The following is a 17,251-nucleotide window of genomic DNA, read 5'->3' as shown; positions in this document are numbered from 1 at the left end:
TAATCTTACCATTTAATCTCGGGGAAATAACTATTTAGGCAATTCCGGAGAGCACTTACCGTAATGGGCTTTACCAGCACCTCGGTTGCACCGGCCTCGATGGCATTATCCCGGTCCGAACTGAAGGCATAAGCAGTCTGCATGATGATAGGCAGGGTAGCTCCTTGTTGACGAATGATCCGGGTTGCTTCCAGTCCATTCATAATCGGCATCTTAATATCCATTAAAATAGCCCACGCTTCTTTTCCGTGATCACGGTATAAGTTCAGCATTTCTTCACCGTTCTTTGCCCATAGAATGTCGCATTTTTTACCGATAATAGCTTTAATCAATTTGAAGTTACTATCATCATCTTCGGCCACAAGAATAAGAGGACGAAGACTTTTTATTTCTTCATTTTCCATTTTATATAATAGGTTTACTTTTAATTCTACATTCAATCTTATTCGATTCAGCCCGCAAGGTATAAAAAAAAATCATAGTTTTGATTATCTTTGCGGCTAAAATTTAAAGAAGCGATATGATTTCAGTAGACGGATTGGCCGTGGAATTCGGCGGAACCACTTTATTTAGCGATATTTCATTTGTCATTAACGAAAAAGACCGCATCGCGCTCATGGGAAAAAACGGTGCCGGCAAAAGTACCTTGCTCAAAATTCTGGCAGGAGTACGCCAGCCTACCCGTGGCAGAATATCTGCCCCTAAAGAGTGCGTCATTGCTTATCTGCCCCAGCACCTGATGACAGAAGACGGACGGACGGTTTTCGAAGAGACAGCGCAAGCTTTTGCCCACCTTCACGAGATGGAAGCCGAAATAGAACGTATGAACAAAGAGTTGGAAACACGCACAGATTATGAAAGCGACAGCTATATGGAGCTAATAGAAAATGTGTCGACCCTCAGCGAAAAGTTCTACGCCATCGATGCCACCAACTACGAAGAGGATGTAGAGAAAGCACTGCTCGGTTTAGGATTCATGCGTGAAGACTTCCACCGGCAAACAAGTGACTTCAGTGGCGGATGGCGGATGCGCATCGAACTGGCAAAACTTTTATTGCAAAAGCCGGATGTACTTTTACTGGACGAGCCTACCAACCATTTGGATATCGAATCCATTCAATGGCTGGAGGATTTCCTGATCAATAACGGAAAGGCGGTAATTGTCATCAGTCACGACCGAAAATTCGTCGATAACATTACTACCCGCACCATCGAGGTGACCATGGGACGTATTTACGACTACAAAGTAAACTATTCCAAATACCTGGAATTGCGTAAAGAACGCCGCGAACAGCAACAGAAAGCCTATGAAGAACAACAGAAGTTTATCGCTGAGACAAAAGACTTCATCGAACGCTTCAAAGGTACCTACTCGAAAACACTTCAGGTACAAAGCCGTGTAAAAATGCTTGAGAAACTGGAAATATTGGAAGTGGACGAAGAAGACACATCAGCATTGCGCCTGAAGTTTCCACCTTCCCCACGTTCGGGAAACTATCCTGTCATTATGGAGGGAGTAGGTAAAACCTATGGTGACCATGTTGTTTTCCGAAATGCCACACTTACAGTCGAACGCGGAGATAAGGTAGCATTTGTCGGCAAAAACGGCGAAGGTAAATCAACGTTGGTAAAATGTATCATGAACGAAATAGAACATGACGGTACCCTGACGTTGGGACACAATGTGCAGATAGGATACTTTGCGCAGAATCAGGCATCGTTACTGGACGAGAACCTGACTGTATTCCAGACTATCGATGACGTGGCCAAAGGAGAGATACGTAATAAAATACGTGACCTGCTGGGAGCATTCATGTTTGGCGGACCGGAAGAGTCGATGAAAAAAGTAAAGGTGCTATCGGGAGGTGAGCGTACACGCCTGGCCATGATCAAGCTGTTGCTCGAACCTGTAAACCTGCTGATTCTTGACGAGCCGACCAACCACCTCGACCTGAAAACCAAAGACATCCTGAAACAGGCGCTGAAAGATTTCGATGGTACACTGATTGTAGTATCACACGACCGCGACTTCCTGGACGGGCTGGTGACCAAGGTATATGAGTTTGGCAACAAAAAAGTAACAGAACACCTGTGTGGCATTTATGAATTCCTTGAAAAGAAAAAAATGGATTCGCTGCGGGAACTGGAGAAATAAAATTGCCGCACCTTATCTTATTTAATATTTGATAACTAACATATGGTAACTTTTACCCGTTTAATTAAAACAGAGAGGTACAAACCCCATTTTAATCAACTAAAAAAGAAACTGTATGAAGAAATTAGTTTTCTGTGCTGCTTTTGTTGCAGCAATGTGCATGGCCGGTACTACTGCCCAAGCTCAGGACGTGAAAAAGAAAGAAGTCAAAAAAGAGCAATGTGACAAGAAAGACGGTAAAGCATGCTGTAAAAAGGAAGAAAAAGCATGTTGCAAAAAAGAAGCTGATAAGAAAACATCTGACGGATGCAAAGAAAAAGCCAATTGCAAAACTAAAACCGGATGTAAAGACGCCCAATGCACCAAAGACAAAGGAGGAAAGAAAAAATAAACGTTTCTGACGTTCTCTTCTGAAAAGACAAGTAGTTATCTGCTTGTCTTTTTGTTTTTTAAGTAACACTGTTTGTTTTTTACCCGATGATAGACTATCTTTGTGGCTCAATATAAAAATAAGAATGAGGAATAAACGGTACATACTCTCTTTTCTGCTCTTCATCAGCATTATTATGCTGGTGGTACCTGTCATTCCCCATCACCACCATGCCAACGGCGTGATTTGTATGAAAAACGACGTGACACCGGAACCCCAGTGTCCCAGACACCATCATCATCCGGGCAACGATTCGTGCTGCAATGACGGATGTATGACACGTCTCAATTCGCCAACCCCATCCGTACAGGCAGACCACAGCCCTCACTATCTGTTTACTGCCATCTTATTTACGGACCTTATCATAGAGAATTTATTCAAGCCCCAAGAGCGGCGTATTAAGAATTATTACGCCTACCGGGAATCTCTTCACAGCACGGTTATCAACTGTGCCTTCGGTCTTCGTGCCCCTCCATACCCTGTTGTATAGGCTTATAAGCCCTATTTCGTAAGGTTAGGAATCTACTGACCGTTGGTTTAAAATCAATGGGATATTCCTTTAAAACCAACGATGCCTTGTTTTTAAACCAAAGGCATTTGGTTTAAAACCTACACAGATATACTTCCCAGAATCATCAAAAGTAAAGAATTTATATTATCATGAAGAAACTTATCTTTATGGGAATCCTCGGATTGTTTATCCTGGGTTCCTGCAACAGTAAATCGGGTGGCAATCACGAAGGCCACGACCATGGAACAGAAGCACATGACCACGACCATGAAGGTGAAGACCACAATCACGAAGGCGAAGATCATGAAGGGCATGATCACGAGGGTGAAGAACACAGCCAAGGTACCGAACCGGCAGCCGGACACAGTGACGAGATCATCCTGCCGAAAGTAAAAGCTGAAGCAGCCGGAGTGAAAACAAGCGTCATCGCACCGGAAGCTTTTGAACAAGTGATAAAAACGAGCGGGCAAGTGCTGGCTGCACAGGGAGATGAATCCGTAGCGGTAGCTACTGTGGCCGGTGTCGTTAGTTTTCGCGGTAAAGTGACCGAGGGCATGAGTGTGGGCAAAGGCACTGCATTGGTGACCATTTCATCCAGCAACATTGCCGATGGCGACCCGGTACAACGTGCCCGCATCGCCTACGAAATATCCAAGAAGGAGTACGAGCGTATGCAAGCACTTGTAAAAAACAAAATCGTATCCGACAAAGAGTTTGCACAAGCAGAACAAAATTATGAAAATGCCCGTATCAGTTATGAAGCACTTGCCAAGAATCATTCGGCAGGCGGACAAGCTGTGGTTTCCCCTATTGCCGGATTCGTAAAGAATATCCTGGTGAAAGAAGGAGATTACGTGACCATCGGCCAGCCATTGGTCAGCGTTACACAAAACCGCCGTCTCTTCCTGCGAGCCGAAGTTTCGGAGAAATACTATCCGTCTCTGCGCACCATCGGTTCGGCCAATTTCAAGACACCGTATGATGATAAAGTATACGAACTGAAAGGATTGAACGGCCGCCTTTTGTCATTCGGCAAATCGGCCGGCGACAATTCATTTTACGTGCCGGTCACTTTCGAATTCGACAATAAGGGTGACATCATTCCGGGTTCGTTCGTTGAAGTATACCTGCTGTCGTCACCCATGGAAAACGTGATATCGCTTCCACGCACCGCACTAACCGAAGAACAGGGCCTATTCTTCGTCTATCTGCAACTGGATGAAGAAGGATATAAGAAGCAGGAAGTCACCCTCGGAGCCGATAACGGCAAGAGCGTACAGATACTTTCGGGTGTTAAAGCCGGTGACCGGGTAGTGACCCAAGGTGCTTATCAGGTAAAACTGGCTTCAGCAAGCAACGCAATACCTGCACACAGTCACGAACATTAAAAGATTTACGATTGGAAGATTTACAATCGAACGATTGAAATAAGTCCGGAAATCATAGGTTACAAACTATAAACAAAGAATATTGTGTTAAATAAAATCATACATTTCTCACTTCAGAACCGTATCCTGGTGCTTGTAGCCTCGGTACTGTTGCTGATTGGCGGAACTTATACCGCCATGCATACCGAAGTAGACGTGTTCCCCGATCTCAATGCCCCGACGGTGGTCATTATGACCGAAGCCAACGGTATGGCAGCCGAAGAGGTGGAACAACTCGTGACTTTTCCCGTAGAAACAGCCGTAAACGGTGCCACCGGTGTGCGCCGTGTACGTTCGTCTTCGACCAACGGATTCTCTGTCGTATGGGTAGAATTCGACTGGGGAACCGACATATACCTCGCCCGCCAGATTGTAAGCGAAAAGCTGGCCATCGTAGGCGAAGAACTTCCTTCGAATGTAGGTAAACCGACACTGGGACCACAGTCGTCCATTCTGGGTGAAGTCCTGATTATCGGATTAACAGCCGACTCGACTTCCATGCTCGACCTGCGCACCATTGCCGACTGGACCATCCGTCCGCGCCTGCTCTCTACCGGAGGTGTAGCACAGGTAGCCGTATTGGGAGGTGAATTGAAAGAATATCAGATTCAACTCGATCCGGAACGTATGCGTCATTACGGTGTATCGATGAACGAGGTGATGACCGTCACCCGGGGAATGAACCTGAATGCAAACGGAGGAGTACTTTACGAGTATGGCAACGAGTACATTGTACGCGGCGTACTTTCTACCGCCAAAGTAGATCAGTTGGGCAAAGCAGTGGTAAAAAGCATCAATAGCGTACCCGTAGTGCTGGAAGACATAGCCGACGTCCGGATTGGCCCGAAAGCTCCCAAACTGGGTACCGCCTCGGAAAGAGGAAAACCCGCAGTACTGATGACCGTCACCAAACAACCTTCCACCAGTACGTTGGAACTGACCGATAAACTGGAAGCTTCACTGAAAGACCTGCAAAAGAATCTGCCACCGGATGTAAAAGTATCTACCGACATTTTCCGCCAGAGCCGTTTCATCGAGAGCTCCATCAGCAATGTAAAGAAGTCACTCTTTGAGGGCGGCATCTTTGTAGTCATCGTCTTGTTCCTGTTCCTTGCCAATGTTCGGACTACGGTCATTTCACTGGTGACACTGCCTCTCTCACTGCTTGTCTCCATCCTTACCTTACACTTCATGGGACTGACCATCAATACCATGAGTCTGGGAGGTATGGCCATCGCCATCGGTTCGCTGGTGGACGACGCCATTGTCGATGTAGAAAACGTATACAAACGGTTGCGTGAGAACCGCCTCCTGCCCGAGAGTGAACGCCTTTCGGTTATCCAGGTGGTATTCAACGCTTCCAAAGAGGTTCGTATGCCTATCCTGAACTCTACGCTGATTATTGTCGTCAGCTTTGTGCCTCTCTTCTTCCTTTCCGGTATGGAAGGACGCATGCTGGTTCCGCTGGGCATTGCCTTCATCGTAGCATTATTTGCATCGACGATAGTGGCATTGACACTGACCCCGGTACTTTGCTCTTATCTGCTGGGTAAAGACAAAGGGGACAAACTCCCGAAAGAGGCCCTCGTAGCGCGCTGGATGAAAGGAGGGTATGAAAAAGCACTGACTTGGGTATTATCCCACAAACGCGTAACTTTGGGAAGTACCATCGGGCTATTCATCATCGCTCTGGGATTCTTCTTCACTTTGGGACGCTCGTTCCTTCCGCCGTTCAACGAGGGGTCATTCACTATCAACATTAGTTCGTTGCCGGGTATCTCACTCGAAGAGAGCGATAAGATGGGACACCGTGCCGAGGAACTTCTGCTATCCATCCCCGAGATACAGACAGTGGCCCGCAAGACCGGACGTGCCGAACTGGACGAACATGCCTTAGGTGTAAACGTATCGGAAATAGAAGCGCCATTCGAACTGAAAGACCGCTCGCGTACCGAACTGATGGCGGATGTACGAGAGAAATTAGGTACCATCACCGGAGCAAATATCGAAATAGGACAGCCCATCAGCCATCGTATCGACGCTATGCTCAGTGGTACCAAAGCCAATATCGCCATCAAACTGTTCGGTGACGACCTGAACAAGATGTTCTCTCTGGGCAACCAGATAAAAGGGGCTATCGGCAACATTCCGGGCATCGCCGACCTGAACGTAGAACAACAGATCGAACGTCCGCAATTGAAGATCACCCCCAAACGGGAAATGCTGGCTAAATATGGCATTACTCTGCCGGAATTCTCTGAATATATTAATGTGGCATTGGCCGGTGAAGTGATTTCGCAAGTATACGAACAGGGTAAGAGCTTCGACCTGATTGTGAAAGTGGAAAACAATTTCCGTGACGAAGCCGAAAAGATACGCAACCTGATGGTAGACACACAGGATGGAAAGAAAGTGCCATTGAGTTACATTGCCGACGTAGTTTCGGCTATGGGGCCGAATACCATCAACCGCGAAAACGTAAAACGCAAAATCGTCATCTCTGCCAATGTAGCCGATCGTGACTTGCGAAGTGTGGTAAATGATATTCAAAAGCAGGTGGACGAACAAATCAAGCTCCCCGAAGGTTATCACATCGAATACGGCGGACAATTTGAAAGCGAGCAGGCAGCCAGCCGCACTCTGGCACTGACCTCATTCATGTCCATTGTAGTGATCTTCTTGCTGCTGTATCATGAGTTCCGCAGCGTGAAGGAGTCGGCGGTCATCCTGATAAACCTGCCTCTGGCACTGATCGGAGGTGTGTTTGCCTTACTGATCACAACGGGAGAAATCAGCATCCCGGCCATCATCGGTTTCATTTCGCTGTTTGGTATCGCCACACGTAACGGTATGTTGCTTATCAGCCATTACAACCACCTGCAACAGGTAGAAGGATTGGGAGTATACGACAGCGTTATCCGTGGATCACTCGACCGTCTGAACCCGATTGTAATGACAGCCCTCTCGTCCGCTCTGGCACTGATACCGCTGGCATTAAGCGGAAGTCTGCCCGGTAACGAAATTCAAAGTCCGATGGCAAAGGTAATCCTGGGCGGTCTGTTGACGTCGACTTTCCTGAACGGATTTATTATCCCGATTGTTTATCTGATGATGAACGGAAAAAGAAAATAATAAAAGGCCTCACTCCTGAGAGTGTGTCATCATGCACCACAGAGTTACCTTAATCTATTGATAACTTGATAGTCATCTGTGGAACTCTGTGATACTCTGTGGTGAATACGAATTTCGATATACCCTCAGAGATGTGAAGCCATAAACCCCAATAATCATATGAAACGAATAACCATACTTGCCGCCACCCTCTTTGCGCTATCCGGATTGCAGGCACAAACCGGTATAGACGGGGTACTGCGCAACATCGAAACCAATAATAAAGAGTTGCAAGCCAACGCACAATTGATTGCCTCACAGAAGCTGGAAGCCCGAACGGACAATAATCTGCCTGACCCTACCCTTTCGTATGCCCATTTGTGGAACAACAAAGATAAGAATAATACGATCGGTGAGCTTGTAGTCTCCCAAAGTTTCGACTTTCCGAGCCTGTATGCCACCCGCAATCAACTGAACCGACTGAAGTCCGGTGCTTTTGACGGGCAAAAAAATGTATTCCGCCAAAATATTCTGTTACAGGCTAAAGATGTTTGTCTGGATATCATCATGTTGCGCAAGCAACAACAGATACTGGCAGAACGTTTGCGAAACGCCGAGGAGCTATCTGCCATGTATGCCAAACGTTTGCAAACAGGAGATGCCAACGTGATCGAAACCAATAAGATCAATCTGGAACTGCTGAACGTGAAAACAGAAGCATCGTTAAACGAAACGGCCCTTCGGAATAAAATACAGGAGCTGACGGCACTGAACGGAAACATACCGGTCGTGTTTGAAGACTCCGACTATCCGGCTGTTATCTTTCCTACCAATTACGAAGAACTGAAAACGGAAGTTCTGGCATCGGACTACACACTGCAGGCTCTCAACAGTGAAAGTGCCGCCGCCCGCAAACAAATCTCAGTCAACAAATCGCAATGGCTTCCGAAGCTGGAACTGGGATACCGTCGGAATACCGAATCGGGCGAGCCTTTCAACGGAGTTGTCGTAGGTTTCTCATTCCCCCTGTTCGAGAACCGCAACAAAGTGAAGATAGCCAAAGCACAGTCACTGAACATCGACTTGCAACGGGCCAATACTTCGGTACAGGTGGAATCGGAACTGACACAACTTTACCGCGAAGCCCACACACTACGTACTTCAATGGAAGAATACGAGAAAACCTTTCAGGCACAACAGGATTTATCTTTGCTGAAACAAGCACTGACAGGCGGACAAATCAGTATGATAGAATATTTTGTAGAAGTATCGGTAGTATATCAGAGCAAACAGAACTATCTGCAACTGGAGAACCAGTATCAGAAGGCCATGGCAAAGATATATAAGAATAAACTATAAGAGTTGAGTTGCCCCCCTTTTCACCACAGATTACGCAGATTAACATAGATTGAATTGCAGGCTGTTGATTATCAAAATGAATTATCTATGAGAATCTGTGTAGTCCGTGGTAAAAAAGACTTTTGACACCCCAACTGAAAGTCCGTCAGAATATCCGATAAGATAACTGGAAGTTCAGTACGGGATAAGCCTTAAAGTTTTTCAGGAATTTATTGAAACGGCTCAGTTCCTGGTCAACCGCATCTTCCACGATCTTTCCGGTAGTTGCTTCAATCTTCGGATTGCCATGGAACATAGCTCCCAATTCGAACTTGAAACCTACGCGTGAGTGAGCCACCGAACGCCCGAATCCGAGTCCGACGTAAGGCTTCACGGCATTGGTTTTCAGAGCAGCTTCCACACGTCCGTCCGCTCCCGGCTCGATGATAATATCTCCCACCTCAATCCGTTCGTCTGTCTCACCCGACACTTTCAGGATGGACGATGTTCCGAAAAGCAGTCCGGCAGTCACATGGAAGACTGATCTTCTGAACGGGAAATAATCGAGCAACACCATTCCGTTTGCCATATTTGCTTTGGCCTTCAAAGGAACCGTATAATATCTATCCGGATCCTCATTACCGACACGGGCATTTGCCGGCAACGGACCTTCATAGGTTCCGTCATAATCATAATTATAATTGAACTTCAACAAAGAGAATCCGGCACGAAGTCCCAGATAATCGTTCAACGGAGCGGCCACCTGCAATCCTCCTCCCAGTGTTCCCGCATTCAGCGAAACAGATAAATGACTGAAAGGTTTTACCCTTTCCGTACCAGTCTGAGCCATAGCTGGGACACCTATACTAAAAGCAACCAGCCAGACCAAAAGATGATAAAAGTTTGTTTTCATTAATAAGCTTGTTTGTGTGAATATTGAGTGAACTATCATAATGTCCGTATGTCCTCGGGCAAATATCCGCTTCGGATACGCCACTCTTGCGGATAAAGATTATTGGCACGATTGCCGATGTTCTTCACAAATCCTAAAGGTGTCTTTTTATAAGTGACCAGCACGTATCCTCTGGGAACAGTGGGCGAGAGAGTGATGGCTTCTTTCCGCAGATAGGCAATGGCTTGTTCGTAAGTCAGCTCTTCGGTCGGGAAAAGCGATGTTTCCAGCAGACGGCTCATGGCAAGCCCATGTGCCGGAATCAGATCTTTCCCTTTGACTTCGGCTACTTCCGTGCCTGCCTGGACAATGCGGAGAGACGAACGAAGCATAGCTAAATCATCCAGAAAAAGTGCAGGAAAAGCAGTAATCACAGCACCGTTCACCAACAAATCATACTTGTCGGAAGTTGGCAACCAGCCTCTGGCAACGGCCAGATTCTCTTTGGATACCGATGAAGCAGCCGTTTCACCTTTCGGCTTCTTTTTCTTCGGAAAATGGAAGCCTCCATCCGTTTCTTCTGCTTCTTCCGGCTTGCGAAGCACGGCGAGGAAAAAACCTTCTCCCTGTGTTTTATGAGGCAGGAAGCGGTAGACAGGCGCATCGGCCCCGACGAGCAAACCACCGGTAATGTTCCACTCTTCGGGAACGGCAAGCGGCAGCGGTTCTGCTCCGAATTCCTGCCTGATCCAGGCAATGTTCTCTTCGTCTTCCCGAGTATTATAGGTACAGGTACTGTAAATCAAGATTCCTCCCGGTTTCAGACAAGGCCAGATGTCGGTGATAATCCTGCGTTGGCGTTGCCAGCAGATTTCCACGTTTTCAGGGCTCCACTCTTCTATGGCACCGGGATCTTTACGAAACATCCCTTCACCCGAACAGGGCACATCAGCCAATATGACATCGAAGAAGGAACCGATCCGCGAAAAATCAGAAGGGTCATTATTGGTAACCACAACATCGGGATGTCCCCATTTCGTCAGATTCTCTGCTAATATCTGCGAGCGGTTACGGATGACCTCGTTGGCCACTAACAGGCTCCCGTCCGGCAACAGGCTGCGGGCATGAGTAGACTTCCCCCCGGGAGCGGCGCAGAGATCGAGCATTTTCACCGGAGCCGTGACATACCGGCGCAACACCTGTTCCACAAACATCGACGAGGCCTCCTGCACGTAATAGCATCCGGCATGAAAAAGGGGATCGAAGGTGAACGTCAGCCGCTGATTGAGATAATATCCTCCTGCCGCCCAGGGAATGCGCCCTGAAATGGAAGAACAGGACAGCGAATCAGTAAACTTGCTGTTCAGCCGGACACTAACAGGCGGCTCTTGCTCCAATGCAACGGATAATTTCTGATACTCTTCATCCCCCATCAGCGCACGGGTCGATTCGATAAATGATATAGGTAATTTCATTCTCCTTTATTATAAGATATAAAACCGATCGGATTACGGGATTTCCCGTCCGGTCGTTTGTCATTGACCTGCAACTCGGCAATTGCCTGATTAATCAATTCTAATTGCATCCTCGTATCTTCATTGATGTCATTGTAATCGGCAAATGCCTCTTCTACATATTCTTTTAATTCTTTGATTTCATTTTGCAACCTGGTGATATCATTCACCGGAAGAGCCGAAACCAATTGGCGGACAGCCACAAAAGCGCGCATGATGGAGATATTCACTTCGATGGCAATATCACTGTTCAACACCCCGGAAAGCATGGCCAGCCCCTGTTCGGTAAAAGCAAAAGGAAGCTTGCGGGTACCTCCCCAACTTGATATCACAATTTGTGACTTCAAGATTTCCCATTCTTCCGCATTCAATTGGAACATAAAATCGACAGGAAACCTTTTACTATTCCTCTTTACTGCCTGATTCAGAACACGAGTTTCTACCTGATACAACCCTGCCAGATCAAAATCCAGCATCACTTTCTGCCCCCGTATCTCGTAAATCTTGCTCTGTATGATTTGTAGCTCCATCACTTTTGTGTATTAATAGCTGCAAATATCAAAAATATTTCGTCTCTTTGCAACTTTCTGCGCTATGAACTACGTCTAACAGACAAATAAACAAAAACAATTAAAAAACAACAGTAATATGAAACGTATCTTTATCGCTTTGATGGTAGCTATGACCTTCTGTTCGCTGGCAATGGCACAGAACCAAACCATCACCCAAAACAACAATGACTCTTCAGACTCTACCTTCGTTGCTGAATACACGGACATTGTGGACAGCAGTACCGTAGACACCGACTACCAGAGCAGCAGCTTCGATTTCGGAAACGAATTTCCGTTCAATATGGGCAAAGGAGCTATTAACGGAGGTATACTGACAGGTTTAATAGTCGTCATACTGATATTCGGATTCCCTTTCTTTATCGTATTCGTTGCTTTCTACTTCCGATACAAAAACCGGAAAGCAAAGTACAAGCTGATGGAACAGGCACTGGCAACCGGGCAACCCCTGCCGGAAGGAATCTTCAAAGACAGCCTGCCACAGGACTACCGGACGAAAGGCATCAAGAACATCTGTACCGGAATCGGACTGTTCATCTTCCTTTGGGCCATCACAGACGAATTCAGCATAGGATGTATCGGATTGCTGGTGTTGTTCACCGGAATCGGGCAGTGGATCATCTCACGCAACCAGCAGCACGGACGCCCGGAAGACCCTTTCACAACTCCTACACACAGAGACGAAACCCAGAATGAACAGAAATGAGCCAGCTCAATGATATATCGTTAGTCGCACAGGTCGTGGTGTTCAGAAACACCAGGGCCTTCGACCAATTGGTACAGAAGTATCAGTCGCCCGTCCGGCGCTTCTTCCTGAACCTGACCTGCGGCGACAGCGAACTGAGCGACGACCTGGCACAAGATACGTTTATAAAAGCCTACACAAACATCGCAAACTTTAAAAACCTTTCAAGTTTCTCAACATGGCTTTACAGAATTGCTTATAACGTATTTTATGATTATATTCGCAGCCGAAAGGAAACAACGGATCTGGATGCCCGTGAAGTGGATGCTGTCAACAGCACCGAACAAGTGAACGTGGGCGAACAAATGGATGTTTACCAATCACTCAGAACGCTGAAAGAAATAGAACGCACCTGCATCACTTTGTTCTATATGGAAGATGTCAGTATAGAAAAGATTGCGGGAATAACGGGATGCCCGGTAGGAACGGTCAAATCGCACCTGTCGAGGGCTAAAGACAAATTGGCAATTTACTTAAAACAAAACGGTTATGACGGAAACAGATGATAAACTCCTGAAGCAATTCTTCAGCGAGCAAAAACAAGAAGTAAAAGATAATGGGTTCAGCCGCCGCGTCATGCGTAATCTACCGGGACGAAACCACCGGTTGATCCAGATATGGGGAACGGTCTGCACAGTATTGTGCGTCATCCTGTTCTTCGCCTTCGGAGGTCTGCAAGCCACTATCAGTACGCTGCGCGAAGTTTTTGTATCCATGGTACAACACGGGCTTACGGCGGGATTCGATCCGAAATCTCTCTATATCGCCATTCTGGTACTCGCTTTCTTCGGAGCACGCAAGGCATGGTCTATGGCTTGATGCGGAGATAATCCGGAAGCCGTACAGAGATTTGTGCGCAACAGCCCTAAAAAACAGGTAAAAAACTTGCTTTCAGGATCAGGATGCGTTATCTTTGTAAACAAGATACATACAATATATTCAATTTAATATGAGGTAAAAGGGAAGAGTTGCAACTCTTCCCTTTTTTTATGGTATCACCGGCAGATCTTCCGGAAGACGGTGCGTCCGGAGGAAACAGACGGTGTCTTTCGGTCCGGAAGACGGTGTATTCCTGCCAAAAGCAGTAAGCTTTCGCCCCCGAAGCCCGGCTCTTCCACCCGATAACATCAGGAGTAAATCAATTATCTCCTGATGTTATCAAGCATTACTCCTATTCTTTCCCGAAAAAGCGACCCACTGTTAATATATACTAAATCTGCTCTTGACAAAAAGAAGCCAAGAACAGAGATATTGTATCTTTGTTTCCTTGTAAACTAAATAAAGACTGAGGTTTTGAAATTATACGTTTTAATAATAGCGACCATTCTCTCTATAGGCACTGCCCGAACACAGAATATTGACAGCCTGCTGATGCAGCGGGAGGACACTACACAATTTATTCGAAGCGACTCCCTTGTCATGCAGTTCCTCGAGTACTCTAACATCCCTATCACTGACAACAATAAGGTGAAACTTATCAAAAGCGGGCGGGAGAAATTTGAAGACTTGTTCGAAGCCATCCGCGGAGCGAAGCATCACATTCATCTGGAATATTTCAATTTCCGTAACGACTCCATAGCCAATGCACTGTTCGACCTGCTCGGCGAAAAAGTGAAAGAGGGTGTCAAGGTACGGGCATTGTTCGATGCATTCGGTAACTGGTCGAACAACAAGCCGCTCAAAAAGAAGCATCTGAAAGCAATCCGGGAGAAAGGAATCGAAATCGTAAAATTCGATCCGTTCAAGTTCCCGTATATCAATCATGCAGCCCATCGTGACCATCGGAAGATTGCGGTCATCGACGGAAAAATAGGATATACGGGCGGAATGAATATTGCGGATTACTACATCAACGGGCTGCCCAAGATAGGTACCTGGCGCGATATGCACATCCGGATCGAAGGCGACGCGGTGAATATTCTGCAAGAAATCTTCCTCGACATCTGGAACAAGACTACCAAACAAAACATCGTGGGCGAAGAATATTTCCCGAATCATCCGGAACGTGCAGACAGTTGCAACACAATCATCGCAATCGTAGACCGCACTCCCAAACGGAACTCCCGAATGCTGAGCCACACGTATGCCATGTCTATCTATGCCGCGCAACACGATGTACGCATCGTGAATCCATACTTCGTTCCGACTTCATCCATCCGCAAGGCCCTCAAAAGGGCACTGAACCGGGGAACAAAAGTAGAGATCATGATTTCTTCCAAATCGGATATCCCTTTCACACCGGATGCCTCGCTTTATGCCGTGCAGAAACTGATGAAAAAGGGGGCAAATATCTATCTGTACAACGGTGGATTCCACCACTCAAAGATCATGATGGTGGACGATCTGTTCTGCACCGTAGGTACAGCTAACCTGAACAGCCGGAGCCTGCGATACGATTATGAAACGAATGCCTTCATTTTCGACAAGAACATCACTCAGCAGTTGAATGACGTTTTTGAAGCCGACACCCTGCATTGCACCCGCCTGACTCCAGAAATGTGGAGACAAAAATCGGCCTGGAAAAAGTTTAAATGTTGGTTTGCGAACTTATTCACACCGTTCCTGTAAGTTATTCGGGCTGTTTTTGTAACTTTGGCAGGAATTTTTAGTAACTCAAAAAGTATAACCATCCATATGAAACAATATTTAGATCTGCTCAACCGGGTGTTGGCAGAAGGAACAGAAAAAGGTGACCGCACCGGAACGGGAACCATCAGTGTCTTCGGACACCAGATGCGTTTCGACCTGGACGAAGGCTTCCCTTGCCTCACTACCAAGAAACTTCATCTGAAATCGATCATTTACGAACTGTTGTGGTTCCTGAAAGGAGACACAAATGTGAAATATCTGCAGGACCACGGTGTACGCATCTGGAACGAATGGGCGGATGAGAAGGGCGACCTGGGACATATTTATGGTTATCAGTGGCGTTCGTGGCCCAACTATGACGGCGGATTCATCGACCAGATCAGTGAAGCGGTGGATGCCATCAAGCACAATCCGGATTCACGCCGCATCATCGTCAGTGCCTGGAACGTCGGTGATCTGGATCACATGAACCTCCCTCCCTGCCACGCGTTCTTTCAGTTTTACGTAGCGAATGGACGATTGAGCCTGCAACTCTACCAGCGCAGCGCCGATATCTTCTTGGGTGTACCGTTCAACATAGCCTCCTATGCACTGCTGCTACAGATGATGGCGCAAGTCACCGGTTTGAAAGCGGGAGAGTTCATCCACACGCTGGGTGATGCGCATATCTACCTGAATCATTTGGAACAGGTGAAACTGCAACTTAGCCGGGAGCCCCGTACATTGCCGCAGATGAAAATAAATCCGGATGTGAAAAGTATCTTCGACTTCCAGTTTGAGGATTTTGAATTAGTAAACTACGATCCGCACCCGCACATTGCAGGGAAAGTTGCGGTATAACATAACTCCACCGGACTATGAGTAAAATTAGCATTATTGCCGCTGTAGACCACCGAATGGCCATAGGATTTCAAAACAAGCTTTTATTCTGGCTGCCCAACGACCTGAAACGTTTCAAGGCACTGACCACAGGAAACACAATCATAATGGGACGAAAAACTTTCGAATCGCTTCCTAAAGGAGCGTTACCCAATCGACGGAATGTGGTACTCTCTTCCAATCCGGCAACCGAATGTCCCGGAGCAGAGGTGTTCACTTCGCTGGAAGCCGCTTTGAAAAGCTGTCAGGAAGAAGAAAAAGTATACATCATCGGAGGAGCAAGTGTCTACCGCCAAGCCATGCCTTTGGCCGACGAACTGTGCCTGACCGAAGTTGATGACACAGCTCCGGAAGCAGATGCCTTTTTCCCGGCTGTAGATACAGCCATATGGCACGAAAAAAGCAGAGAAGTCCATCCTGCGGATGAGAAACATCTCTGCTCATATGCTTTCGTAGATTACGTTCGGGGATAAACTTAATCCTCGTCCGTTTCTACCATGATCGGCATTTGCCGCTTGATAGCTTCATGGAATGAAATAAGCGTCTCCGTACGAGCCAATCCCAACGGTTGAAGTTTATCATGGATCACACTCAGAAGGTGATGGTTGTTCCTTGCGTATATCTTGATAAACATATCGTATTTCCCGGTGGTGAAATGGCATTCCACTACTTCCGGAATCGCTTCCAAAGCTTTGGTCACAGAATCGAACGACTCAGGATCTTTCAGATAAATCCCAATATAAGCACATGTCTCATATCCAATCTTCTCCGGGTCGATAACATACTCCGAACCTTTCAATATACCCAGATTAGTCAACTTCTGTATGCGTTGATGAATAGCCGCACCCGAAACGTTGCACGCTCTTGCCACTTCCAGAAACGGAATGCGGGCATTGTCGGCAATCAACTTCAGAATCTGCTCGTCTAAAGTATCTAATTGATGATGTCCCATTTTAAATCAATTTGTTTTAATATATCAATCACTAATGCAAAGTTAGTTATTTCCCCGGCAATAAATACTATGGTTTATTACTTTTATTTGTAAAAATAGAATAAATCGGCAATAGTTCGTACCTTTGTAAAAACAATAA

General features: G+C 46.5%; 17 protein-coding genes. 12 read left to right on the top strand and 5 right to left on the bottom strand.

Annotated elements, in window-relative coordinates; translation table 11 throughout:
• Positions 1-5 precede the first annotated feature (5 nt).
• Positions 6-404 carry a response regulator gene (locus tag JZY04_RS02020; protein WP_005781227.1) on the bottom strand — a complete coding sequence of 133 codons (399 nt, stop codon included), beginning with the start codon at positions 402-404 and terminating at the stop codon, positions 6-8.
• A 116-nt stretch (positions 405-520) separates the two neighbouring features.
• Here JZY04_RS02020 and JZY04_RS02015 point away from each other — a divergent pair, with 116 nt between their 5' ends.
• The 6 genes from JZY04_RS02015 (at position 521) to JZY04_RS01990 (ending at position 8,993) form a co-directional block, all read left to right on the top strand.
• Positions 521-2,155, top strand: coding sequence for an ABC-F family ATP-binding cassette domain-containing protein (locus JZY04_RS02015; protein WP_044302039.1), 1,635 nt, complete (start codon positions 521-523; stop codon positions 2,153-2,155).
• Between the two features lie 115 nt (positions 2,156-2,270).
• A complete protein-coding gene (locus JZY04_RS02010) occupies positions 2,271-2,546 on the top strand; it encodes a hypothetical protein (protein ID WP_005781230.1) in 276 nt (91 codons plus the stop codon).
• 124 nt (positions 2,547-2,670) lie between these two features.
• The gene (locus JZY04_RS02005) at positions 2,671-3,075 is read left to right on the top strand and encodes a DUF6769 family protein (RefSeq protein ID WP_032531957.1); all 405 of its coding nucleotides are present in this window, start codon (positions 2,671-2,673) and stop codon (positions 3,073-3,075) included.
• 170 nt (positions 3,076-3,245) lie between these two features.
• Entirely contained in the window at positions 3,246-4,484 is a 1,239-nt protein-coding gene (locus tag JZY04_RS02000) for an efflux RND transporter periplasmic adaptor subunit (protein WP_005808262.1), read from the top strand.
• Positions 4,485-4,568: 84 nt separating this feature from the next.
• Positions 4,569-7,655 (top strand): efflux RND transporter permease subunit, encoded by a 3,087-nt coding sequence (locus tag JZY04_RS01995; protein ID WP_122142495.1) that lies wholly within the window; start codon positions 4,569-4,571, stop codon positions 7,653-7,655.
• 159 nt (positions 7,656-7,814) lie between these two features.
• Positions 7,815-8,993 (top strand): TolC family protein, encoded by a 1,179-nt coding sequence (locus tag JZY04_RS01990; protein WP_122142494.1) that lies wholly within the window; start codon positions 7,815-7,817, stop codon positions 8,991-8,993.
• 145 nt (positions 8,994-9,138) lie between these two features.
• Here JZY04_RS01990 and JZY04_RS01985 read toward each other — a convergent pair whose 3' ends face one another.
• The 3 genes from JZY04_RS01985 to JZY04_RS01975 are packed head-to-tail and all read right to left on the bottom strand — an operon-like array spanning position 9,139 to position 11,908.
• Complete coding sequence (locus JZY04_RS01985) at positions 9,139-9,885, bottom strand: hypothetical protein (RefSeq protein ID WP_044302044.1); 747 nt, start codon at positions 9,883-9,885, stop codon at positions 9,139-9,141.
• Between the two features lie 35 nt (positions 9,886-9,920).
• Positions 9,921-11,339 (bottom strand): rRNA cytosine-C5-methyltransferase, encoded by a 1,419-nt coding sequence (locus JZY04_RS01980; RefSeq protein WP_122142493.1) that lies wholly within the window; start codon positions 11,337-11,339, stop codon positions 9,921-9,923.
• Positions 11,336-11,908: an ORF6N domain-containing protein gene (locus JZY04_RS01975; RefSeq protein ID WP_080720228.1), complete on the bottom strand. Its 573-nt coding sequence runs from the start codon at positions 11,906-11,908 to the stop codon at positions 11,336-11,338. Before JZY04_RS01975 ends, JZY04_RS01980 begins: the two co-directional genes overlap by 4 nt.
• Positions 11,909-12,026: 118 nt before the next feature.
• Here JZY04_RS01975 and JZY04_RS01970 point away from each other — a divergent pair, with 118 nt between their 5' ends.
• The 6 genes from JZY04_RS01970 to JZY04_RS01945 all read left to right on the top strand — a co-directional run bounded on the left by JZY04_RS01970 (position 12,027) and on the right by JZY04_RS01945 (position 16,633).
• Positions 12,027-12,653: a DUF6249 domain-containing protein gene (locus tag JZY04_RS01970; protein ID WP_005821627.1), complete on the top strand. Its 627-nt coding sequence runs from the start codon at positions 12,027-12,029 to the stop codon at positions 12,651-12,653.
• Positions 12,650-13,198 (top strand): RNA polymerase sigma factor, encoded by a 549-nt coding sequence (locus tag JZY04_RS01965; protein WP_005808274.1) that lies wholly within the window; start codon positions 12,650-12,652, stop codon positions 13,196-13,198. Before JZY04_RS01970 ends, JZY04_RS01965 begins: the two co-directional genes overlap by 4 nt.
• Positions 13,182-13,511 carry a DUF5056 domain-containing protein gene (locus JZY04_RS01960; RefSeq protein ID WP_122142492.1) on the top strand — a complete coding sequence of 110 codons (330 nt, stop codon included), beginning with the start codon at positions 13,182-13,184 and terminating at the stop codon, positions 13,509-13,511. The genes JZY04_RS01965 and JZY04_RS01960 overlap by 17 nt, the downstream gene beginning before the upstream one ends.
• A gap of 474 nt (positions 13,512-13,985) precedes the next feature.
• Positions 13,986-15,260, top strand: a complete 1,275-nt coding sequence (gene cls, locus JZY04_RS01955; RefSeq protein ID WP_032531962.1) for a cardiolipin synthase — start codon at positions 13,986-13,988, stop codon at positions 15,258-15,260.
• Between the two features lie 66 nt (positions 15,261-15,326).
• Positions 15,327-16,121: a thymidylate synthase gene (locus JZY04_RS01950; protein WP_032542737.1), complete on the top strand. Its 795-nt coding sequence runs from the start codon at positions 15,327-15,329 to the stop codon at positions 16,119-16,121.
• A gap of 17 nt (positions 16,122-16,138) precedes the next feature.
• Entirely contained in the window at positions 16,139-16,633 is a 495-nt protein-coding gene (locus tag JZY04_RS01945) for a dihydrofolate reductase (RefSeq protein WP_032542738.1), read from the top strand.
• 2 nt (positions 16,634-16,635) lie between these two features.
• Here JZY04_RS01945 and JZY04_RS01940 read toward each other — a convergent pair whose 3' ends face one another.
• The gene (locus JZY04_RS01940) at positions 16,636-17,112 is read right to left on the bottom strand and encodes an Lrp/AsnC family transcriptional regulator (RefSeq protein WP_005781250.1); all 477 of its coding nucleotides are present in this window, start codon (positions 17,110-17,112) and stop codon (positions 16,636-16,638) included.
• Positions 17,113-17,251: the final 139 nt, after the last annotated feature.

Origin of the sequence: Bacteroides sp. 11BF (genome assembly GCF_019633765.1) — a bacterium.
GTDB classification, from domain to species: Bacteria; Bacteroidota; Bacteroidia; order Bacteroidales; family Bacteroidaceae; genus Bacteroides; species Bacteroides hominis.
Note: the sequence above shows the minus strand (reverse complement) of the source record. Positions and strands in the feature narration are given on the sequence as shown.